20 protein-coding genes are annotated in these 21,200 nt (G+C 67.9%); 12 read left to right on the forward strand and 8 right to left on the reverse strand.

Annotated elements, in window-relative coordinates; translation table 11 throughout:
• Positions 1 to 49 precede the first annotated feature (49 nt).
• From CRM90_RS16970 to truA, 3 genes are read left to right on the forward strand one after another with little or no spacing between them, the layout of a single operon-like run.
• Complete coding sequence (locus CRM90_RS16970; protein ID WP_071949501.1) at positions 50 to 1,102, forward strand: DNA-directed RNA polymerase subunit alpha; 1,053 nt, start codon at positions 50 to 52, stop codon at positions 1,100 to 1,102.
• Positions 1,103 to 1,162: 60 nt separating this feature from the next.
• Positions 1,163 to 1,747: a 50S ribosomal protein L17 gene (gene rplQ / locus CRM90_RS16975; protein WP_102808109.1), complete on the forward strand. Its 585-nt coding sequence runs from the start codon at positions 1,163 to 1,165 to the stop codon at positions 1,745 to 1,747.
• Entirely contained in the window at positions 1,659 to 2,633 is a 975-nt protein-coding gene (gene truA / locus CRM90_RS16980; RefSeq protein WP_102808110.1) for a tRNA pseudouridine(38-40) synthase TruA, read from the forward strand. Before rplQ ends, truA begins: the two co-directional genes overlap by 89 nt.
• Here truA and CRM90_RS16985 read toward each other — a convergent pair.
• The 5 genes from CRM90_RS16985 to CRM90_RS17005 form a co-directional block, all read right to left on the reverse strand.
• Positions 2,630 to 3,256 carry a cutinase family protein gene (locus tag CRM90_RS16985; RefSeq protein ID WP_102808150.1) on the reverse strand — a complete coding sequence of 209 codons (627 nt, stop codon included), beginning with the start codon at positions 3,254 to 3,256 and terminating at the stop codon, positions 2,630 to 2,632. The genes truA and CRM90_RS16985 overlap by 4 nt on opposite strands.
• Before the next feature lie 60 nt (positions 3,257 to 3,316).
• On the reverse strand, positions 3,317 to 3,979 hold the full coding sequence (locus tag CRM90_RS16990) for a cutinase family protein (RefSeq protein ID WP_370508847.1): 663 nt from the start codon (positions 3,977 to 3,979) through the stop codon (positions 3,317 to 3,319).
• 46 nt (positions 3,980 to 4,025) lie between these two features.
• Positions 4,026 to 4,697, reverse strand: a complete 672-nt coding sequence (locus CRM90_RS16995; protein ID WP_102808112.1) for a cutinase family protein — start codon at positions 4,695 to 4,697, stop codon at positions 4,026 to 4,028.
• A 77-nt stretch (positions 4,698 to 4,774) separates the two neighbouring features.
• Positions 4,775 to 5,368 carry a cutinase family protein gene (locus CRM90_RS17000; protein ID WP_102808151.1) on the reverse strand — a complete coding sequence of 198 codons (594 nt, stop codon included), beginning with the start codon at positions 5,366 to 5,368 and terminating at the stop codon, positions 4,775 to 4,777.
• Positions 5,369 to 5,493: 125 nt separating this feature from the next.
• Positions 5,494 to 6,489, reverse strand: coding sequence for an EamA family transporter (locus tag CRM90_RS17005; protein ID WP_102808152.1), 996 nt, complete (start codon positions 6,487 to 6,489; stop codon positions 5,494 to 5,496).
• A gap of 73 nt (positions 6,490 to 6,562) precedes the next feature.
• On the opposite strand from CRM90_RS17005, the gene CRM90_RS17010 reads away from it, so the two are divergent.
• Together CRM90_RS17010 and eccB are read left to right on the forward strand one after the other, a co-directional pair.
• Complete coding sequence (locus tag CRM90_RS17010) at positions 6,563 to 7,129, forward strand: CGNR zinc finger domain-containing protein (RefSeq protein WP_102808113.1); 567 nt, start codon at positions 6,563 to 6,565, stop codon at positions 7,127 to 7,129.
• 36 nt (positions 7,130 to 7,165) lie between these two features.
• Positions 7,166 to 8,512, forward strand: a complete 1,347-nt coding sequence (gene eccB / locus CRM90_RS17015; protein WP_102808114.1) for a type VII secretion protein EccB — start codon at positions 7,166 to 7,168, stop codon at positions 8,510 to 8,512.
• Here eccB and mycP read toward each other — a convergent pair.
• Together mycP and CRM90_RS17025 are read right to left on the reverse strand one after the other, a co-directional pair.
• The gene (mycP, locus tag CRM90_RS17020; protein WP_502693284.1) at positions 8,477 to 9,784 is read right to left on the reverse strand and encodes a type VII secretion-associated serine protease mycosin; all 1,308 of its coding nucleotides are present in this window, start codon (positions 9,782 to 9,784) and stop codon (positions 8,477 to 8,479) included. The two genes, eccB and mycP, sit on opposite strands and share 36 nt — an antisense overlap.
• Complete coding sequence (locus tag CRM90_RS17025) at positions 9,781 to 11,106, reverse strand: EsaB/YukD family protein (protein WP_102808115.1); 1,326 nt, start codon at positions 11,104 to 11,106, stop codon at positions 9,781 to 9,783. Before CRM90_RS17025 ends, mycP begins: the two co-directional genes overlap by 4 nt.
• A 92-nt stretch (positions 11,107 to 11,198) precedes the next feature.
• Between CRM90_RS17025 and eccCb the strand changes: the two genes are divergently transcribed.
• The 7 genes from eccCb (at position 11,199) to adhP (ending at position 20,508) form a co-directional block, all read left to right on the forward strand.
• Entirely contained in the window at positions 11,199 to 14,717 is a 3,519-nt protein-coding gene (gene eccCb, locus CRM90_RS17030; RefSeq protein WP_102808154.1) for a type VII secretion protein EccCb, read from the forward strand.
• Positions 14,714 to 15,625: a type VII secretion-associated protein gene (locus tag CRM90_RS17035; protein WP_233209366.1), complete on the forward strand. Its 912-nt coding sequence runs from the start codon at positions 14,714 to 14,716 to the stop codon at positions 15,623 to 15,625. The genes eccCb and CRM90_RS17035 overlap by 4 nt, the downstream gene beginning before the upstream one ends.
• Positions 15,626 to 15,673: 48 nt before the next feature.
• Positions 15,674 to 15,982, forward strand: a complete 309-nt coding sequence (locus CRM90_RS17040; RefSeq protein ID WP_102808116.1) for a WXG100 family type VII secretion target — start codon at positions 15,674 to 15,676, stop codon at positions 15,980 to 15,982.
• Positions 15,983 to 15,997: 15 nt separating this feature from the next.
• Positions 15,998 to 16,291: a WXG100 family type VII secretion target gene (locus tag CRM90_RS17045; RefSeq protein ID WP_102808117.1), complete on the forward strand. Its 294-nt coding sequence runs from the start codon at positions 15,998 to 16,000 to the stop codon at positions 16,289 to 16,291.
• A 165-nt stretch (positions 16,292 to 16,456) separates the two neighbouring features.
• Entirely contained in the window at positions 16,457 to 17,752 is a 1,296-nt protein-coding gene (locus CRM90_RS17050; protein WP_102808118.1) for a GAF domain-containing protein, read from the forward strand.
• Between the two features lie 110 nt (positions 17,753 to 17,862).
• The gene (gene exaC / locus CRM90_RS17055) at positions 17,863 to 19,386 is read left to right on the forward strand and encodes an acetaldehyde dehydrogenase ExaC (RefSeq protein ID WP_102808119.1); all 1,524 of its coding nucleotides are present in this window, start codon (positions 17,863 to 17,865) and stop codon (positions 19,384 to 19,386) included.
• Between the two features lie 60 nt (positions 19,387 to 19,446).
• Entirely contained in the window at positions 19,447 to 20,508 is a 1,062-nt protein-coding gene (adhP, locus tag CRM90_RS17060) for an alcohol dehydrogenase AdhP (protein ID WP_102808156.1), read from the forward strand.
• On the opposite strand, the gene CRM90_RS17065 is transcribed toward adhP, so the two are convergent.
• Complete coding sequence (locus CRM90_RS17065; RefSeq protein WP_102808120.1) at positions 20,499 to 21,143, reverse strand: GNAT family N-acetyltransferase; 645 nt, start codon at positions 21,141 to 21,143, stop codon at positions 20,499 to 20,501. The two genes, adhP and CRM90_RS17065, sit on opposite strands and share 10 nt — an antisense overlap.
• Between the last annotated feature and the right edge of the window lie 57 nt (positions 21,144 to 21,200).

Here is a 21,200-nt window from a genome sequence, read left to right on the forward strand (position 1 = left end):
CACTTAACGGCATCAAATAGCGGTTGCCGAGAAGGAGATAGAAAAAGCCATGCTGATTTCTCAGCGCCCCACACTGAGCGAAGAGGTTATCGCCGAGAACCGGTCGCAGTTCGTCATCGAACCGCTGGAGCCGGGATTCGGTTACACCCTTGGCAATTCGCTGCGGCGTACGCTGCTGTCGTCGATCCCCGGCGCGGCCGTCACGAGCATCCGCATCGACGGTGTGCTGCACGAGTTCACCACCGTGCCCGGGGTGAAGGAAGACGTCACCGACATCATCCTGAACCTCAAGGGACTCGTCGTCTCCTCCGAGGAGGACGAGCCGGTCACCATGTATCTGCGCAAGCAGGGCCCGGGTGAGGTCACCGCCGGTGACATCGTCCCGCCGGCCGGCGTGACCGTGCACAACCCGGACATGCACATCGCGACCCTCAACGACAAGGGCAAGCTCGAGGTCGAGCTGGTTGTCGAGCGCGGCCGCGGCTATGTGCCTGCCGTGCAGAACAAGGCCTCGGGCGCCGAAATCGGCCGTATCCCGGTCGATTCCATCTACTCGCCGGTGCTGAAGGTCACCTACAAGGTGGAGGCCACCCGCGTCGAGCAGCGCACCGACTTCGACAAGCTGATCCTCGATGTCGAGACCAAGAACTCGATCAGCCCGCGTGACGCCCTGGCGTCGGCCGGCAAGACCCTGGTCGAATTGTTCGGTCTGGCACGGGAACTCAACGTCGAGGCCGAAGGCATCGAGATCGGCCCGTCGCCTGCCGAGGCCGATCACATCGCGGCGTTCGCGCTGCCGATCGACGATCTGGACCTGACCGTCCGGTCGTACAACTGCCTCAAGCGCGAAGGTGTGCACACTGTCGGCGAGCTGGTCGCTCGCACGGAGTCCGATCTACTGGACATCCGTAACTTCGGCCAGAAGTCGATCGACGAGGTCAAGATCAAGCTGCACCAGCTGGGTCTGTCGCTCAAGGACAGCCCGGCCAGCTTCGATCCGTCGGAGGTCGCCGGCTACGACGTCGCCACCGGCACCTGGAACAGCGATGCGGGTTACGACCTGGATGCCGAGCAGGACTACACCGAAACCGAAGAGCTCTAAGTACACATCAGTCCCGGTCCTACCTGATACGGGGACCGGCCCCATTTAGGAGAAGTCGCAATGCCCAAGCCCACCAAGGGTCCTCGCCTCGGCGGGTCGTCCTCGCACCAGAAGGCGATTCTGGCCAACCTGGCCACGTCGCTGTTCGAGCACGGCCGCATCAAGACCACCGAGCCCAAGGCGCGGGCGTTGCGGCCCTACGCGGAGAAGCTCATCACCCATGCCAAGAAGGGTGCGCTGCACAACCGGCGTGAGGTGATGAAGAAGATCCGCGACAAGGACGTGGTGCACGCCCTGTTCGCCGAGATCGCGCCGTTCTTCGCCGACCGCAACGGCGGCTACACCCGCATCATCAAGGTCGAGCCGCGCAAGGGCGACAACGCCCCGATGGCGGTCATCGAACTGGTGCGGGAGAAGACGGTGACCTCCGAAGCCAACCGGGCCCGCAAGAGCTCGGCCGCCAAGGCTGCGCCGGTGGCTGCCGCTGCCGCGGTGGAGCCCGACGAGGCCGTGGGCCCGGAGGCCGAAGAGTCGATCGAAGCCGTCGAGGCTGAAGATGCCGGCATCGCCGACGCGCAGACCGCCGAGGCTGCCCAGGAGAAGGCCGAAGAATCCGCCGAGGATTCGGACGCTGACAAGTCCTGACGCTGTGAGCACGAACGAGCCCGTCACCGACAGCGGTGGCGGGCTCGTTCGTCTGCGGCTCGACATCGCCTACGACGGAACCGATTTCACGGGTTGGGCGGCGCAGGAAGGCCACCGCACGGTTGCGGGTGTTCTCGAGGACGCTCTCTCGACGGTCTTCCGGGAGCCGGTCCGGGTCTTCGGGGCCGGCCGCACCGACACCGGAGTACACGCCACCGGCCAGGTGGCCCATCTCGACGTCCCGGCCGACGCCCTGGCTCACGCGTATCCGCGCCACGCCCGGCCCGGCGAGCCGGAGTTCCTGCCGCTGGTCCGCCGGCTGGCCCGCTTCCTGCCTCAGGATGTTCGGGCACGTGACATCACCCGCGCCCCAGCCGGATTCGATGCCCGCTTCTCGGCGCTGCGTCGGCACTACGAATACCGGCTGTCGCTGGCGCCCTACGGTGTCGAACCGCAGTCCGCGCGGTACGTGACACCGTGGCCGAAGCCGTTGGACGTCGACGCCATGAATTCGGCGTCCCGGCATCTGGTGGGGTTGCACGATTTCGCCGCTTTCTGTCGCCACCGGCCCGGTGCGACGACCATCCGCGACCTGCAGCGCCTGGACTGGGTACGCGACGGCGATGCCGTGACGGCCCACGTCACCGCTGACGCGTTCTGCTGGTCGATGGTGCGATCACTGGTCGGTGCACTCCTCGCGGTCGGGCAGGGGCGGCGCGAACCATCCTGGTGCGCAACGCTGTTGACAGCGGACGCGCGTTCCAGCGACTTCGCCGCGGCGCCGGCTCGGGGCCTGACGCTGGCCGGGGTGGACTACCCGCCGGATGACGAGCTCGCCGCGCGCATCATGATCACCCGCGACCTGCGGACGCTGGACAAGCCCTAGAGTTTGCCCGCCACGAAATCGGCGGCCTGGTCGATCATTCCGGCCTTCTGGTAGGCGGCGGCGAGGTGGTCGGGCCAGTTGGCTTCCCAGGTGTCCGGGTCGGCGGGATTGCAGATCGGATCGGCGCCGTGGCACAGCTCGATGGTCCGGTCCCGATACTCGGGGCTGAAATTTGTGATGGGACCCAACCATTGGGTGCCGTTGCCGAACAAGGCGACTGCCGCGATGTGGCTTCCGGCGTCCGGGGGCAGAAGAGTCTTGAAGCCCAGAATGGGGATCGGAACTGCCAGCACCATGTCGGTGGCCGCCGCGCCCAGCGAGTACCCGCCAAGGACCAGCCGCGTATTCGGGCAATTGTTGATGTTGTAGATGATGCGCTGGCTGATGTCGTTGGCGCCGACGTCGACCTGGTTGTCGGCCGGGTACTTCACCGCGTACAGGCCGACGTTGCGGTGGACGCGCGAGCGTAGTGCGCTGACGAACTGGTTGCCGATGATTCCCGCGCCGGGGGATTCGAGGCGGCCCCGCGCGAAGATCACCTCCACGTCGGGGCAGCCCGCAGCGGAAGCCTGCGGCGCCGCCACCACGCCACCCCCGGGCAGTGGAGTCGGGCCGAGCACCATCGCCGCGGCCGCGATGACCACCGTCACCGCACGGGTCACTGTGCCCCGAATGCGCACGGGTCAGAGCCTGTCTGCGGTGAATTGGGCGGCCTGGTCAACCAGACCCGAGCCGATGTAGGCGTCCTGCAGGTGCGAGTTCCAGTTGTCGGCGAGGGTGCTCGGATCGATGCCGTTGCAGATCGGGTCGTCCACGTTGCACTGATCGATGGTCTTGGGGCCGTAGACCGGACTGTTGGCCGCCGACACCGGCCCGAAGATGCTGCGGGTGCCATTGCCGAACAACACCACCGCCGCGACGTGATCGGCGACGGAGGCGGGCAGCGGTGAGTTGAAGCCGAATTGCGCCGTGTTCGAACCGACTACGACGTCGACCACCGCGGCACCCAGCGAGTAGCCGCCCGGCACCTGGCGGGTGTTGGGGCAGTTGGTCGCCATGTACTGCATGTGCCGGCTCAGATCGTTCGCGCCCGGCACGATGTCCCAGTCGGCGATGTAATTGACCCCGTACACCCCGACGCTCTTCGGGGTTTTACCGCGCAGCGAATCGACGAACGCCTGGCCGATGCGGCCGATGCCCGGCGGCTCGAAGCGTCCGCGCGCGAACATCACCTCCGCGTCGGGGCAGTCCGCGGCGGACGCCACCGCCGTCGGCAACAGTGATGCGGCGACGGACATCACCGCCGCCGCCGCGCTCAGAACCGTTTTCGCGCGCATGCCAGCAATGGTAGACGAGCCTGGGAGAATGCTGGCAGCAAATAAATTTGCGCGGCTACAACAGCCCGGCGAGGAAGCCGGCGGCCTGCGCCGGCGCCGGACCCTGCTCGTAATCGGTGTGTGCGAACGGATTGCGTCCCCGCGAGCAGATCGGGTCGCCGTCGTTGCACAAGTCGACGCCCTTACCGGCGAACGGCCCACCGGCCGAGGTGATGGGGATGCTGAATTTGGTGGACGGATTGCCGAAGACCGCCAGCCCGGCGACGCGGTTGGCCAGGTTGCCCGGCAGCGGTGGCGCCGAGCCGATGTCACCGACCTTGTTGCCCAGCGGCGGAATGCCGACCAACATGTCCACCACCGCGGCGCCCTGCGAGTAGCCGCCCAGGACGAATTTGGTCGCCGGGCAGGCCGCGGCCATGGTGGCGATGTGGTTGGTCGCGTCCGTGGCGCCGTCAGCGGCCCCCAGGAAGTCGTAGGTCGCCGGGTAGTTCACCGCATAGGCGCCAACCGAACGTCCACCGAGTTGGCCCTGCAGATTGTCGACGAGGGCTTGTCCGACGCGGCCGATGCCGGCCGGCTCGCTGGTCCCGCGGGCGAAGACCACTTCGACGTCCGGGCACGGCTCGGCCTGGGCTGCCGGGGCGACGACGATCGGCGGCAGGATCGCCAGCGCCGCGATCGAGGCAACACCGAGTTTGCGGCGTGGTGTCAGGGTCGGCCTGGCCATGCTGATGAGAACCCCTTCGTCGCGAGCATTCGGCTAATAGTCACACACCCGGCTGGGAGGCCCAAACCGTTTGTGATCTAGAGCAGACCGGCGACGAACGAGGCGGCCTGAGCCGCCGACCCGTCGCTGTTGTAGATGCGGTGGGCCTGGACGTCGTCGCCACTGCTGCAAATCGGGTCACCGGCGTTGCACAGGTCGATGGCCCGGCCGCCGTAGACGGCGCTGCTGGTCAGGGGCAGGCCGACTCGTGTGGTGGGGTTGCCGAAGACGGCCAGCGCGGCGACGTGTTCCGGCACGTTCGGCGGCAACGGGTTGTTGAAGCCGACCGCCGGGAAGGGGACCGAGGTGATGATGTCGATGATCGCCGCGCCCTGCGAATACCCGCCGAGCACCAACCGTGTATTCGGGCAGTCGTTGACCACACCCTGGATGAACGCACTCGCGTCGTTGGCGCCGTCGGCGGCCGCCAGGAAGTCGTAACTGGCGGGATAGTTCACGGCGTAGACGCCCATCGAGCGGTTGCCGATCTTGGGTCGCAGCGCGTTGACGAATGCCTGCCCGACCCGGCCGATGCCCGGCGGCTCGTCGGTGCCGCGGGCGAACACCACCTGCACGTCATTGCACGCGGCCGCCGCTGTCGGCACGGTGGCCGGGCTGACCAGCGCGAACATCGCGGTGAGGACGGCAGCGGCGGCGGCCAGGAGGAAACGCTTCGGCGCAGCGGTTGATGTCACATCTGGATGTTACAGATGAGAGCGGAGTTTCATTCCCGACGTTTGCTTGCGCGCCGCGGAAATCAGCTCCGCGCGGCGACTTCCTCGATCGGTCCCGCATCGGGCCACGTCGCTGCGGTGACAGCGGCGCTGCGGTCGCCCTGGCGGGCCAGAGCCAGGCCCAGCAGCACCACCACACCGCCGACGGCCTGCACTGCGGTCACGGCCTCACCCAGCAACACCCACGCCGACAGCACGGCGAACAGCACCTCGCCGAGGCCGACCAGAGAGGCGAAACTCGGGCGCAACCGCGCAACTCCACTGATGCCCAGCGTGTAGGCGATCGCGGTGGCCACCACGGCCAGCATCACCACCGGAACCCACCAGGGCACCGTCAGTCCGGCGACGACCGCGTGGTTCGCGGTGAAGATCAGCGGCATCACGCCGGTCAGGCCGAGCAGCACCACAGCGATCGTGCCGACCACAAGCCCGCCGGCGGCCAGGGTGATCGAGTTCAATCCGCTGCCGTCGGCGCTGACCTCATCGGACATCATGAAGTAGCAGGCTGCGCAGATCGCCGCACCCAAACCCCACAGAACGCCGGCCGTGTTGATGTGTGAACCTTCGAAGACGTTGAGTACCAACATGATTCCGGCCACGGCGAGTGCCACTCCGGCCAGCGTCATGGCGCGGGGGCGGCGCCGGGTGGTTCCCCAGATCCAGCCGACGACGAGGATGGGCGCGGTGTATTCGAGCAGCAGCGCCACGCCGACCGACAGATGGGAGACGGCGTTGTAGTAGCAGAGTTGGGCCCCGGCGATCGGGACGAGCCCGTAGGCCACCACGACGCGGGCGTGTGCGCGGGCCTCGCGGACCCAGCCGGGCTTGACGATGGTGGCGAAGATCGCCATCACCAGCGCACCGCCGGCGAGCCGGGCGGTGACCGCGGCGGTCGGCGACCAGCCGGCGCCCATCAGCGATTTGGCGAAGGGGCCGGACATGCCGAACGTGAATGCCGATCCGATGGCGAACATCAGCCCAAGCCGGAAGTGGTCGTGGGTACGGACCAGCGTCGACATGAGGCACTCCCGGATGTAATGAGTAAAATAGATATTGGTCATGACACTACGTCCGGAGGAAGTCATGAGTCAAATGCTTTTCAGTCATGACACTGAGCTCACGTTGCGTGCTGCCTGTGCGCTGATCAACAGCGACCGCGTCGACGGTGAGCAACTGGGCGACCAGCCCGCCCTCGACCACTATTTGGACAGCCACGGCTGGACCGGACGGCGCGATCGCGACGACGCCGAGGTCTCGGCGGTCCACACGTTGCGGAACCGGCTGGGCCGGATCTGGGCGGCAGCCGCCGACGAGGAACGCGCGGTCGGTCAGATCAATGCGTTGCTGTCCGACACCCGCGCCTCCCCGTGGCTGACCCGTCACCCGGAGATGCCGGAGTGGCACCTGCACCTGGCGTCCATCCACGATCCGCTGGCCCAGCGGATGGGTGCCGAGATGGCGATGTCGCTGGCCGACCTGGTGCGTGCCGGTGAACTGCGCAGGCTCAAGATCTGTGCGGCCCCGGACTGCGATGCGGTGTTGATCGACCTGTCCCGCAACCGCTCCCGGATGTTCTGCGACACCGGCAACTGCGGCAATCGTCAGCACGTCGCCGCCTACCGGGAGCGTCGCTCGAAAGAGGGGGCTGTTGATGAGTGACACCGCCGCCTAAGCGGGTGTTCTAGCGTCACGCAGATGGCCGGCCCCCCACGTCGAGTTCAGCTGAGTGCACAGCGATTCCTCCTGCGCCGCTTGGAGTATGCGGTCCTGGCGCGGCAGATGCCGGCCTGGCACGACCCCCTTCGCGCCCGCAAGCTCTCGCTCCTGGTCGGCTGCGGAGTGGCGGGGGTTGCTCTGGTCCTCGACACGATCCTGGGGTCGACGGGCCGCGGTGTCATCCCCGGCGATGCGACGGTGGTGATGGTGCGAGAGTCCGGCGCCCTGTTCGTCAGGATCGACGACCGTCTCCGCCCGGTGGCGAACCTGACGTCGGCCCGCTTGATTCTGGGTACACCGGCCACACCGCGACTGGTCGACGACGCCGCACTCGGCGATACGGCTACCGGTCCGATCCTGGGGATCCCCGGCGCGCCTGCGTCGTTCGGGCGCGTAATGGCGCCCCGCGACGTGAGATGGGCGGTGTGCGACGACGTCGAGGGCAAGACCACCGCCGTCGTCGGCGACGACGCCATACCGCCCGACCTGGACCGGCGCACCGCCGTCCTCGCCACAGTGGCGCACGGTGACGGATCGGCCTACCTGCTGTACGACGGCACGCGCGCCATGCTCGATCCCGGCGACCCGGCCACCGCGCGCGCCTTGCGGATCAACGAGGCGGCGCTGCGCACGGTGTCCTCGACCGTGCTCAACACGATCCCCGAAGTACCGGCGATCAGTGCACCCCGGATCGCCGGAATGGGACAACCGTCCGGGGTGACCGGAATCGCGGTCGGAACCGTCCTGCGCGTCGCGCGGACCGAATCACCCGAGTACTACGTCGCGCTGCCGGGTGGCCTTCAGCGCATCGGCCGGCTGGCCGCCGAACTCATCCGGTTCAGCGACCCGGCCGCGCGGGCCCAGATCACCGAGGTGCCGCCGGAGCTGATCGCGCGCAGCCCGCTCGTCGACACCCTGCCGGTCGGTGGGTATCCCGATGAGCCGCCCGCACTGCTCGGTGCCGGCGACGACGTCTGTGCGACATGGATATCCGGACACAGTGGTGTCGCCGTCACAGCACACCCCGGCGATCGTCCCGGCACGGTCGACCTGGCCGGATCCGACGGGGACGGACCCGCCGTCGACAGGGTGCGGATGATCCCCGGCGCCAGCGTGGATGTCACCGGTGGGCCGGGAACAGGACGCTACCTCGTCACGAGCGCGGGAGTGCGCTTCCCCGTCGATGATTCGGCGACAGCCGCCCTCGGGCTCAGTGGCGTTCCTGCCACTGCGCCATGGTCGATCGTCGGCGTGCTTCCCGCCGGTCCGCACTTGGGCCGGGACGCCGCCCTAGTCGGCCGGGACGTCCTCGGTGCGGCGCCGTAGCCGCACCGACGCCGCCACCACGCCGGCCACACACAGCGCCGCCGCACTTCCCGCGACCGCGTAGCGGTGGCTGATCTCGGGCTGCGTCGGTGGTGGCGCCGAAAGCGTTGTCTGGTGCGCCAGCGGCTCGCTGGTGTGATCGCTGAGCGCAGCCAGAGGATCGATGACACCGTTGCCCACCGCGGCGTTCCACCCTTGCGCAGGATGATGCGCGGTGCCTTCGATGCGCGCCATCACCTGGCGGGCCGAGAGCCGCGGAAAGCGGGACCGAACCAGAGCCACCACGCCGGAGACCACTGGCGCGGCGTAGCTCGTGCCCGACATCGACGCCTGTCCCGCCGGCGTCGGTAGGGCGTTGATGACGCCGTCGCCGTCGGGATCCAGCGACACGACATTCTCGCCGGGGGCCGCGACGTCGACCCACGGGCCGTTGAGGCTGAATTCCGATGGCGCGCCGTCGGAGCCCACCGAGCCGACTGTCAGGACATAGTCGTCGTACCACGCCGGGCTCGCGATCACACTGGGCTGTGCCGTGGTGTTCTGGCCGGGGCACTGGCCGTCGCCGCCGACATTTCCCGCAGCGACCACCACCACGGAATCCTTGACATCGACCGCGTACGACAGTGCCGCCCCCAGCGCACGGTCGTCCAGACTCGACTCGGCGCAGGCCACCGACGAGATGTTGATCACCGACGCACCCATGTCCGCGGCCGTCCGCACCGCCATGGCCAGCGTGCTCACATCGCCGAAGCCGTGCTCACCGGGATCAGCCAATGGCCCGAAATTGTTGCTGGACTGCCGAATTCCTATCAGGGTGACCTCCGGGGCGATCCCGGAGAACCCCGTCCCATCAGTCTGATCTGGGGCAGCCGCGATGATGCCCGCGACGACGGTCCCATGTCCGTCGCAGTCCTGTCTGCCGTCGCCGGTCGACACGTAGTCGCCGCCTGCGACGACATCGGGCAACCGGCGATGCGCGGCGATCCCGGTGTCGATCACCGCGACGCGCTGACCTGCTCCCCGCGTGAGCCGCCACATCGCCGCCACGTCGACACCGGCGAACTGCGGCGCCGGTACGCCGGACTCGGCGGGAAGCGGCACGGTGCAGGGCCGGCGTTGTTCGGTCGGCTGGGGTGGGGCAGCGGGAGCCGCCGTCGGCAGCAGTGAATTGTCGATTGGCGGCGGGATCACCGCGAACGCGAGTGGCGCACAGTGCATCACCGTGAGAAGCGCCGCCGTGACGGCGTATGCGATCCGCGCGGTGAGCCTCACCAGGCCGAACCGATCTGAGCGAGCCCGCTGAACATGCCTGCTGCCGCGCACGCGCCGGGTACGACCGCGGCGCCGAGCATCAGCTCCACGGTCGAGACCACCCGGCGCACCGCCGGGGCGATGGGGACCGGTCCGCGGTGCGTGACCCATACCGCCCCGGCGGCGATGAGCGCACAGACCCCGCACAGCCAGGGGATGCTCTGCGGTGCGGCGACGGCGCACAGGACGCCGAGCGCGGTCACGGTGATTGCGGACGAAATGCTGTGCGCGACAATCCGGCATCGGGTGTGCTCTCGGACGGTTCGGAGAATCAGCAGCGCGGCAATGATCGCGAGGAAGATCGCCGCGAGAAGGGGATGCGAGGTGGTCATGACCGTGACCGCCGCGCCGAGAGCCGTCGCAGCTGCTGCCGTCGCCGCGATCAGCGTCAGCCGGTGATGAGCCCGTCGTGCCAGGGCGTCGAGGTCGGTGTCGGCGAGGCGGGCGCTGGCCAGCCCGGAACTGTGGATCGACAATCGCGCCGACGCCGCCAACGCGGCCACTGACCCACATGCCAGCATCGGCCCGCAGGTGTCAGCCGGCCAGCACCCCGCCACCGCCCCCATCGTCGTCATCGACGCCGCCATCGCAACAACGGCCGGCGGAAGGAAAACCTCAGTCACACAACCCAACAGGCGCCAGGCCAGCAGCGAGGCCGACGCGATCGCGGCCATCGCGACCACGAACGTCGGCATCGCCGGCGGACCCAGCGGAAGCAGGGCGGCGGTCAGACCCGCGAAGGCGACAGCCAGCACGCCGAGGCCCGCCACCGTCACCTGGCCGGTTGTTGTCCGGTGCACGATGACCGCACCGGACATCGCGAAAAGCGCTGCGGCTGCGGCGACTACGGGATGACGGCTTGCAGCCGGGTCCGCGATCGCACGGCCCAGCAACACCAGCAGTGCCACGGCCGACCATCCCAGCACGCCGTGACCGACGCCGCGTCGGATGAGCCGGCACGTCGGTTCGGGCAGCGCCGCAATAGCATCGGTCACGATGCCGCCCACATCGAACCGGGTGATGGGCGCCGGCGGCTCCGCGGTGGTCAGGATCAGAAGTTCACCGTCATGGACGGCGGATTGCACGAGGGTCTTCTCCGGGTCGAGCCGTTGTCCACACACGCGGATGAGATGCGGATCGGTGCCGCTGAACTCCGCCGCGCCGGTCACGTCGACCACGGCGGGTATCAGCGCGGCGATCGGGATGCAGGCGGGCAGGCTGACGTCTGTTTCCCGGTCGGCGATACGGATCGACACCTGGCAGGTCTGGTCGGTGGCAGCCATGACAGCGGACGGTAGTGATCTCGCGGTGGTGTCGAACTCCGCTGTCCACAGGTGAATTGCCGGTCCGGGCCGACGGTGTCTACCGTCCGTACATGAATCGGGCTTGCCGGTCGGCGATCGACTTCCCGACCGACGATGTGGTCATCGGTGAGTTGCCCCGTGTCGAGCAGACGTCGGCCCTGTCGCGGTTCGTGCCGTTGGTCGCGGTCGCTGCGGTGGTCACCGTCGGTGCCGTGATGTGGGGGTCGGGAGTTGCCTCGCACGGACCGACAACGGTGATGCTGCCTGCCATGATGGTGCTGTCGGCGGTCGGAATGGCGCTGCAGGCCGGTGCCGGGCGATCAGGCCGCGGGGTGGATCATCAACGCAGACGCTATCTGAATCATCTCGATCGGCTCAGCGAGCAGTTGCGGGACACGTCGCAGCGCCAACGCTCTGCACTGCAGCAGCGACATCCGGAGCCGGCCGCGCTGTGGACGCTGGTCGGTAGCCCACAGCTGTGGGAGCGCAGCGATCAGGACCCGGACTTCTGCCACGTCCGTGTCGGTGTCGGCCGACACCGGCTGGCGCGCCGGATGGTCGTTCCGCCGGTCGGCCCGGTGGACGAGCTGGACCCGGTGACCGCCGGTGCGTTGCGGCGCTTCGTGCACCACCACGCGACGGTCGACGGTGTACCCGTCATTATCGCGCTGCCGAGGGTCGGTGTCCTGGTCGTCGAGGGCGATCCGTCGAGTGCGCGCGCCCTGGTGCGAGCGATGCTGTGCCAGCTCGCCGTGCTGCACAGCCCGGCGAACCTGGTGATCACGGCGGACGTCACCGCAGAGCACCGGCAACAGTGGGACTGGTTGAAGTGGCTGCCGCACAACGATGATCGCGAGCGCCGGGTTGGGTATCGGGTCGTCGTCGTCGACGGAGCGGATCACCGAACGCACGCGGGCCCCGGCACCACCGTCATCGCCGTCGCGCAGGTGGAACACGATTCAGAACGGCGATGCCTGCGGGTCGACGGGGGCCGCCTCGCGGTGCGCAGCGGTGCGGGCATCGACGAGTTCGCCACCGCCGACACCATGACGATCATGAAGGCGCGGACGTGTGCCCGCCGATTGGCGCGGTACCGCCACCAGGACAGCGGGTTCGGCGTGAGTTGCCCGGATTCGGAGGCTCTCTGGCCACCGCTACCCTCGTCCGAGCAACTCCGGGTTGAGCTCGGTGCGGGGGTGAGCGGCGAAGCGGTCGTTCTCGACATCAAGGAGCCGGCCGACGGTGGCCACGGTCCGCACGGGCTGTGTGTGGGTGCGACGGGTTCGGGAAAATCCGAACTGTTGCGCACGATCGCTGCCGGGATCATCGCCAGGCACTCGCCGGACGACGTCAACCTCGTGCTCATCGACTTCAAAGGCGGCGCGACGTTTCTCGGTCTGGAGGGTCTGCACCACGTCGCCGCGGTCATCACCAACCTTGCCGACGCCGCACCGATGGTGGCGCGCGCGAAGGCCGCGCTCGGCGGTGAGGTTCACCGCCGTCAGGAGCTCCTACGGGGGGCAGGCAATTCGGTCAACCTGGCCGCGTACCGTCGGCGTCGACTCGCAGATCCCAGCCTGCCCGCCCTGCCGACATTGTTCGTCATCGTCGACGAATTCGCCGAACTACTCGCTCATCAGCCTGATTTCGCCGACCTGTTCGCGATGATCGGACGCGTCGGGCGCTCACTGGGGATGCATCTGCTGCTGGCGAGTCAGCGCCTGGACGAGGGGCGCCTGCGCGGTCTCGAATCGCATCTGTCCTATCGCATCTGTCTCAAGACAGCGACGGCCGCGGAATCGCGGGCGGTACTGGGTGTCACGGACGCTGCCGAGCTGGCGGCCACCCCGGGCGCCGCACTGCTGCGGACCGCCGACGGGCGGCTGGTGCGATTTCAGGCGGCCTATCTCGGGCGCCCGGCCCCGGCGAGTGTCACACCAGCGAAAGTCGCCACCGTGGCGGTGTTCACCCGGGAATCCGCCTCGCCGCCGGCGACCGTCGACGCCGCCGGGCCGTATCGAACCGTGTTCGATGCGATCGTCGACCGGTTCAGCGGCACCGGAACGTCGGCGCACCGGATGTGGCTCCCCCCGCTCACCAGATCGGTGAACCTCGCTGACCTGCCACACGGTGCGAGGCGCGATCGTGCGGTGGCGATCGGGGTGATCGACCTGCCGTTCGAGCAGCGACAGGCACCCATGACCGTCGACCTCACCGGGGCCCTCGGCAACGTTGCGGTGGTCGGAACGGCACAAAGCGGAAAGTCCACCACGGTGCGGTCGCTGATCACCGCGATGTCCGCCCGGCACGACGCGCGGCAAGTCCAGTTCTACTGCATCGACTTCGGCGGCGGCACCCTCGATTCGCTGCGAGGGTTACCGCACGTGGGATCGGTCGCGGGCCGGGGCGAGACCGAGTTGGTGCACCGGACGATCAGCCACGTCGGCGCCGTCCTGTCCGCTCGCGAGAACCACGACGATGTCGACCCGTACGGTGAGGTCTTCCTCGTCGTGGACGGGTGGTCGAGCGTGCGGGAGGAGTGTCCCGATCTCGAGGTGGCGATCGCCGGCATCGCCTCCCGCGGTCTGTCGTTCGGCATCCACCTGATCCTGACCGCCGGTCGGTGGGCCGACATCCGGCCTGCGCTCAAGGACCAGATCGGTACCAGAATCGAACTGCGACTGGGGGATCCGATCGACTCCGAGATGGATCGCAAGCAGGCGGCGCTCGTTCCGATCGACGTCCCGGGGCGCGGCATCACCCGCGACGGCAACCACTTCCTGATCGCCGTCCCGGACGGCGCAGACATTCTCTGCGACGGGTCGTGGCAGGCGCCGCCGGTGCGACTGCTGCCCGGACACATCGATCACCCCGCGGTCGTCGAGATGGCACCCGGCGACATGGATGGTGTTCTGCTCGGCCTGGGTGAAGACCAGTTCGCCCCGGTGGCAGTGGACTTCCGTCGCCTGGCGCACCTGCTGGTCCTCGGCGACCAGGAATGCGGGAAGACCTCGGCACTGCGGACGCTGTGCCGCGAGATACTGCGCGTTGCGACAACGCAACCCGCGCTGTTGTTCGTCGTCGACTACCGCCGTGGACTGCTCGATATCGCCGATGCGGATCATGTGCTCGACTACGTGTTCTCCGAACACGGCCTCGCACAACGACTTCCCGGACTGATCTCGTTGCTGCAGAACAGACTGCCCACCGCCGACACCACGATCGAACAGCTCAGGGCGAGATCGTGGTGGACCGGACCGGAGATCTATGTCGTGGTCGACGACTACGACGTGGTCGGCGCCACCTCACCGGATGCGCTGAGTCCGCTGGTCGCACTGCTGCCGCACGCCGCTGACATCGGGCTGCGCATGGTCATCGCACGACGCTGCGCCGGATCTGCGCGGGCGATGTTCGAACCCCTGCTGGCGCAGGTCCGGGACAGCGGGTGCGGCGCGCTGCTGATGAGCGGCAGCTCCGACGAGGGCCCGCTGATCGGCCACCACCGCGCGACCCGGCGCCCGCCCGGACGCGGACTGCTGGTGACCCGGGCCGGCGCCGAGCTGGTCCAGGTCGGCTGGAGCCCACCGTGACAGTGCTGGAAGTCGGTCCCGCAGTGGTCACCCGGCTGACGCCCCACCCGCAGCGCACGGGAGACCCGGAGATGGTGACGGCTGCTCTGGCCGGCATCGACGACACGGTGGTGCTGTTTCGCGAACGGCCGGTCGCCGTTGCCGATCTGTGGCGGACAATCTTCGCCGACTGTGTCGAGGAGCGCTGCGAGACACTGACTGTCGTGCATCCGTCGTGGTGGACACCCCACCGGGTCTCGCGACTCGTCGATGCTGCGGCAGCAGTCGCCACCGAGGTTCTCGCGCAGCCCAGGTCCACGGTGCTCGCCGATACAATCGAGAAACCCACTCCCGCGACGGCGGCGCCAGGACCCGTCCCGCGGCGACAGTGGTGGGGAGCGGCGGCTGTGGCGGCCGGCGTGGCGTTGACTCTGTGCGTGGTTGGAGTGGCCGCGGTCGGCAGACCGACGGTACCGACTCCCAGAGGCATCTACATCGTCGAAGGCCGCGTCACAGTGCGGATCCCACCGGATTGGGTGATCACCCGCGTCACGGCAGGCCCTGGTTCGCGCCGCGTTCAGGCCAGCTCGCCAACCGATTCGAACACGGCCCTGCACGTCACCCAATCCTATTCTCCTGAAGAGACTTTGGATCAGACCGCCGCGACCCTGCGCCAGGCGATCGACGAGCAGCCCCGCGGTGTGTTCGTCGACTTCAACCCCGCGGACCGGCGTGGCGGGCGCCCAGCGGTCACGTACCGGGAAGTCCGCATCGCCCGCGAGATCCGGTGGGCGGTGGTACTCGACGGGTCGACGCGCATCAGCATCGGCTGCCAGTCTGCGCAGGGCCGGCCCGATTCGATCGCCGAGCCCTGCGACGAAGCCGTTGAATCCGCTCATGAATTCAGTGGAACCGCAGACGGCTCATGAGCGTCGAAACCATTGTAAGCCTGCACAACTCGACCGGAAGGACCACACGTGACGACTTTGAGCACCGACTTCGACCTGATGCGCTCGGTCGCTGCGGCTGCCGACACCCGCAACGACGAGATACGGGTTTTGTTGCACGGCTTCATCACCCGGATGGAATCTGTGCCGCCCACAGTGTGGGGTGGATTGGCTGCCGCGCGATTCCAGACTGTCGTCGCGCACTGGAACAACGAGTCCACCAAGCTGTCGCAGGCATTGGCCGGAATCGCGGACACGATCAGAAACAACGAACACCAGCTGCGTGAGGCCGCTCAACTGCATGCCCAGCGCATCGCCGCCGTGACCGCGCACCTCTAGACAAGGAGCACCTCCGTGGACCCCGTCCTCTCTTACGATTTCGCCGAGATCGACGCGGCGGTTCTCGCCGACATCCAGCGCACGTCGGCGCGACTCGGCGCGGCCTTGGACGATCTGAGTCGTCAGATCGCTCCGCTCCAACAGGTCTGGACCCGGGACGCGGCGGCGGCCTATCAGGCCGAACAGGCCCAGTGGCAGCAATCAGCGTCGGCACTGCGCGACATCCTGGTCCGACTGGGCGTTGCCGTGCGTGACGGTGCAGCGGACGTGGCCGATGCCGACCGCCGCGCCGCCGGGATGTGGGGCTGACGGCGTCCCTCGATCTCTGTGCGGCCCCCGCGGAGGAGAGCCAACGGGGCCGCACAGTCATCTCGGGCCGATCGCATCCGATGCCCACATGCCGGTCGAGATCTGGCGTATCGTGGCCGCACGCGCGCCGGTCTCCGGTGACCGCACGCAGGAGTGTGATCGCCGATGGGCATATCCAGAACGACGCGAACCGGGGCCGGTGGCGCCCGGCCGTCGGCGCTGCTGCGCGCGGTCCACGAGCTGTTCGTCGCCGGTGAGGTCGATGCCAGCTACTTGGAGTCGAGCTCGCTGCGACCGATCGTCGCCAAGAGTTGGCAACGCAGCCTGGCCAAGGGCGTCGACCCGGACGGCGCAGCCCAGCCCTCCCCGGTCGGCGAGAAATTGGCCCGGCTGCGCGAGGCGCATCCGCTGGCACCCGCACTGCCGGTGATCCGCCGGCTGCTCGTCGACGATGCCGCCGGGTCCGGGGTGGTCGTCGCCGTGAGCGGTGCCGACGGCACGCTGCTGTGGGTGGAGGGTGACCCCAACGCCTGCCGGCGTGCGGAGGCCATGAACTTTGTGCCCGGGGCGGACTGGAGTGAGCGCGGCGCGGGGACCAACGCGCCCGGTACCGCGCTGGCTGTGGACGCTGAGCTGCAGATTCACGGTTCCGAGCACTTCTCCCGCGTGGTGCAACCGTGGAGCTGCACGGCGGTCCCCGTGCACGACCCCGCCACCGGTGCCCTGCTCGGCGCACTCGACCTGACCGGCGGATCGCGGGTCGCCACGCCGCAGGCCCTGGCGCTGGTGCGCGCCACCGTCGTCGCCGTCGAAACGCACCTGGCGCTGCTGCGGCTGACCGGTGGACCCGTCGAGGCCGCGCAGCCACGGCCGCGGCTGGCCGTGCTCGGTTCCGAACGCCCGCGCTGGCTGGTCACCGACGAGTTCGGGCACTTGCGTGCCACCACGCTGACCGGGAGGCACGCCGACATCCTGGTGCTGCTGAGCCGTCACCCCGAGGGGCTGAGCGCCGACCACCTGGCGATGCTGCTCGACGACAAGGACCTGGACGTCGTGACGGTGCGTGCCGAGATGTCGCGGCTGCGCAAGGTTGTCGGCGCCGATGCCATCGAGTCGCGGCCGTATCGGCTGATGGTGCCGATCACCACCGACATCGGTGAGGTATATGAGGCGCTCGATGCCGGGGACGTGACCGGCGCGCTCGATCGGTATCCGGGACCGCTTCTGCCGCAGTCCATCTCACCGGCAGTCGGGAGATTGCGCACAGAGTTGGCGATGACGTTGCGGGGCGCGGTGTTGTCCACCGGTGACCCCGCGGTGCTGCGCCGTTGGCTGGACAGCCCGGATGGGCGCGACGACCGCGACGGGTGGCGCGCGTTGCACGACGGGACGCTGCCGGGCTCGGTGCAGCAGGCCCAGGCCCGCGGCAAGCTGGCTGGACTGGACTTCGACCTGGCCTGAGCCCCGCACGCAACGGTGCGCGAACCAGTGCAACCGTGCTGCAACCCCGCACTGCCTACCTTCAGTGACGACCGACACATTTCGTCGTCTTGACCAGGTAGGAGAACACCATGACCGTATACGCGAGGCCCGGTACAGAGGGCTCGCTGATGGCCTTTGCGGCCCGCTACGAGAACTTCATCGGTGGTGAGTGGACGGCGCCGGTGGGCGGCCAGTACTTCGAGAACCGCACGCCGGTGACCGGTGAGGTGTTCTGCGAGGTGGCGCGGTCCACCGACGCCGATATCGAGAAGGCGTTGGACGCCGCGCACGCCGCGGCACCCGCCTGGGGGAAGACCTCCGCAGCCGAACGGGCCCTGGTCCTGAACAAGATCGCCGACCGCATCGAGGCCAACCTGGAGTCGATCGCGCTGGCCGAGTCGTGGGACAACGGCAAGCCGATCCGGGAAACCCTCAACGCCGATATTCCGTTGGCGGTGGACCACTTCCGCTATTACGCCGGGGCGATCCGTGCCCAGGAAGGCTCACTGAGTCAGATCGACGAGGACACCGTCGCCTACCACTTCCACGAGCCGCTCGGTGTGGTTGGGCAGATCATCCCGTGGAACTTCCCGATCCTGATGGCGGTGTGGAAGCTGGCGCCGGCGCTGGCCGCGGGCAACGCGATTGTGCTCAAGCCCGCCGAGCAGACCCCGGCCTCGGTGCTGTATCTGATCTCGCTGATCGCCGACCTGTTGCCCGCCGGAGTCCTCAACGTAGTCAACGGATTTGGTGTCGAGGCGGGTAAGCCGTTGGCGTCGAGCAACCGCATCGCCAAGATCGCGTTCACCGGCGAGACCACCACCGGCCGGCTCATCATGCAGTACGCCTCCCAGAACCTGATCCCGGTCACCCTCGAGCTCGGCGGCAAGAGCCCCAACATCTTCTTCTCCGACGTGCTCGCCGCCAACGACGACTACCAGGACAAGGCGTTGGAAGGCTTCACGATGTTCGCCCTCAACCAGGGCGAAGTCTGCACCTGCCCGTCCCGCAGCCTGATCCAAGCCGACATCTACGACGAGTTCCTGGCCATGGCCGCCATCCGCACCAAAGCGGTCCGTCAGGGCGACCCGTTGGACACCGAAACGATGATCGGCGCGCAGGCCTCCAACGACCAGCTCGAGAAGATCTTGTCCTACATCGAGATCGGCAAAAGCGAAGGTGCCCAGATCCTGACCGGCGGTGAACGCGCAGAGCTCGGCGGCGACCTCAACGGCGGCTACTACGTGCAGCCGACGATCTTCACCGGTGACAACGCGATGCGGGTCTTCCAGGAAGAGATCTTCGGACCCGTCGTCGCCGTCACGTCCTTCACCGACTACGACGACGCCATCCGCATCGCCAACGACACCCTCTACGGCCTCGGCGCCGGAGTCTGGAGTCGCAACGGCAACACCACCTACCGCGCCGGCCGCGACATCAAAGCCGGACGCGTCTGGACCAACTGCTACCACCAATACCCCGCCCACGCGGCGTTCGGCGGCTACAAGCAGTCCGGCATCGGACGGGAAAACCATCTGATGATGCTCGACCACTACCAGCAGACGAAAAACCTCCTCGTCTCCTACTCCAACAAAGCCCAAGGCTTCTTCTGAGCGCTTGCGCGAAGAAGCGAAGACACCGCTGAGAACGCCACCACCCCAAAGGAAATGACCATGACACAGACACTTGGCGCACCCGCCGCATCGACCGACACCGACACCATGCGCGCTGCAGTCGTCACCGAATTCGGTGCACCACTGCACGTCACCGACCTCGACCTGCCCACTCCCGGCCCCGGGGAAGCGCTGGTCAAACTGGAGACCTCCGGGGTCTGCCACACCGATTTGCATGCCGCCCATGGTGATTGGCCGGTCAAACCAGCACCCCCGTTCATCCCGGGCCACGAGGGTTACGGCACTGTCGTCGCGCTCGGCGAAAGTGTCACCGACCTGAAACTCGGTGATAAGGTCGGCAACGCGTGGCTGTGGTCGGCCTGCGGTAGTTGCGAATACTGCCGCACCGGCTGGGAGACGTTGTGCGAGAGCCAGCAGAACGGCGGCTACAGCGTCAACGGCAGCTTCGGTGCCTACATGCTGGTGAATGCGGCCTACGCCGCCCGGATTCCGGATGGCATCGACCCGCTCGAGGTGGCACCCATCCTGTGCGCAGGCGTCACGGTCTACAAAGGCCTCAAGGTCACAGACACCCGGCCCGGCCAATGGGTCGCGATCTCGGGTATCGGCGGCCTGGGGCACATCGCTGTGCAGTACGCCCGCGCGATGGGCCTGCGCGTGGTCGCCGTCGACATCGACGACGCGAAACTCGCACTGGCGCAGCGGCTCGGGGCCGAGGTGACTGTCAACGCCAGAACCTCCGACGTCGTCGACGAAGTGCAGAAGGCCACCGGTGGTGTGCACGGCGTGCTCGTCACCGCGGTGCACCCGCAGGCGTTCGGCCAGGCGATCGGACTGACCCGGCGCGGTGGAACCATCGTCTTCAACGGTCTGCCGCCGGGCGATTTTCCCGCACCGATCTTCGACATCGTGTTGAAGGGCTTGACAATTCGCGGCTCGATCGTCGGCACTCGCCAGGACATGGCCGAGGCGCTCGACTTCTACGCCCGCGGGTTGATCCACCCCACCGTCGAAGCCGCCAAGCTCGACGACATCAACGAGGTGTTCGGCCGGATGGAGCGCGGCCAGATCGACGGCCGCGTCGTCATCGACTACCGCTGAGTCCCCAGCTGCCCGCGAACGGCGTCGATGCAGACCAGACGGATGTCGTCGCGTCGGATCGTCGCCCACCGCCCCGGCGTCATGGCGAAACCCACCATGGTGTCGGGGCGGTCGCGTCGCAGCTCGACGGTTCTGACGGTCTCGAGGTAGGGCAGCGACCGCGTCACCGCCAGCGACGCGGCGTTGTCATGCCAGGCCCTGGTGACCGCGAGATCGGCGTCGAAGCCGGCGAAGATCACATGCAGAGCCGCCTGGCGGACCTCCTTTCCGAGGCCGCGGCCCTGATGCGCCAGGCCTAGCCAGGAGCCGGTGGTCAGCCGGCGGTTGTCCGGAAAGTCCTCGGCGTGAATCGAACACATCCCGACCACCGATCCGTCGACCAGTACCGCCAGGTCGAGGTTCCACCGTTGGACGGAAGTCTCGGCACGGTTGCGCCAGTAGTACTGCAGGCTGTTGTGCTCCAATTCCGGTGCGGGCACATCGGTCCACGGCTCGGTGAACGGCATGGTCGCCGGATCGTGAATACCCTTGGCCGCCAACGATGCCAGCGCCGCGCCCAGCTCGTCACTGACATAGCGCAGCACGATGCGCGGTGTCACCACATCGAGGTCGAACAGCGGCCAGATATGCGCCATGCCTGCGATCCGACCACAGGCGGTGTCGGCTCCGAAACCGAATTACGGCATGATGCC

This window comes from Mycobacterium sp. ENV421 (assembly GCF_002887815.1).
Classification (GTDB): domain Bacteria; phylum Actinomycetota; class Actinomycetes; order Mycobacteriales; family Mycobacteriaceae; genus Mycobacterium.

Excerpts from the sequence above, each read along its gene's own strand:
- CRM90_RS16970 (WP_071949501.1), top strand. The coding sequence starts at position 50 with ATGCTGATTTCTCAGCGCCCCACACTGAGCGAAGAGGTTATCGCCGAG.
- rplQ (WP_102808109.1), top strand. The coding sequence starts at position 1,163 with ATGCCCAAGCCCACCAAGGGTCCTCGCCTCGGCGGGTCGTCCTCGCAC.
- truA (WP_102808110.1), top strand. The coding sequence starts at position 1,659 with ATGCCGGCATCGCCGACGCGCAGACCGCCGAGGCTGCCCAGGAGAAGG.
- CRM90_RS16985 (WP_102808150.1), bottom strand. The coding sequence starts at position 3,256 with ATGGTGCTCGGCCCGACTCCACTGCCCGGGGGTGGCGTGGTGGCGGCG.
- CRM90_RS16995 (WP_102808112.1), bottom strand. The coding sequence starts at position 4,697 with ATGGCCAGGCCGACCCTGACACCACGCCGCAAACTCGGTGTTGCCTCG.
- CRM90_RS17000 (WP_102808151.1), bottom strand. The coding sequence starts at position 5,368 with ATGTTCGCGCTGGTCAGCCCGGCCACCGTGCCGACAGCGGCGGCCGCG.
- CRM90_RS17005 (WP_102808152.1), bottom strand. The coding sequence starts at position 6,489 with ATGTCGACGCTGGTCCGTACCCACGACCACTTCCGGCTTGGGCTGATG.
- CRM90_RS17010 (WP_102808113.1), top strand. The coding sequence starts at position 6,563 with ATGCTTTTCAGTCATGACACTGAGCTCACGTTGCGTGCTGCCTGTGCG.
- eccB (WP_102808114.1), top strand. The coding sequence starts at position 7,166 with ATGGCCGGCCCCCCACGTCGAGTTCAGCTGAGTGCACAGCGATTCCTC.
- CRM90_RS17025 (WP_102808115.1), bottom strand. The coding sequence starts at position 11,106 with ATGGCTGCCACCGACCAGACCTGCCAGGTGTCGATCCGTATCGCCGAC.
- eccCb (WP_102808154.1), top strand. The coding sequence starts at position 11,199 with ATGAATCGGGCTTGCCGGTCGGCGATCGACTTCCCGACCGACGATGTG.
- CRM90_RS17050 (WP_102808118.1), top strand. The coding sequence starts at position 16,457 with ATGGGCATATCCAGAACGACGCGAACCGGGGCCGGTGGCGCCCGGCCG.
- exaC (WP_102808119.1), top strand. The coding sequence starts at position 17,863 with ATGACCGTATACGCGAGGCCCGGTACAGAGGGCTCGCTGATGGCCTTT.
- adhP (WP_102808156.1), top strand. The coding sequence starts at position 19,447 with ATGACACAGACACTTGGCGCACCCGCCGCATCGACCGACACCGACACC.
- CRM90_RS17065 (WP_102808120.1), bottom strand. The coding sequence starts at position 21,143 with ATGGCGCATATCTGGCCGCTGTTCGACCTCGATGTGGTGACACCGCGC.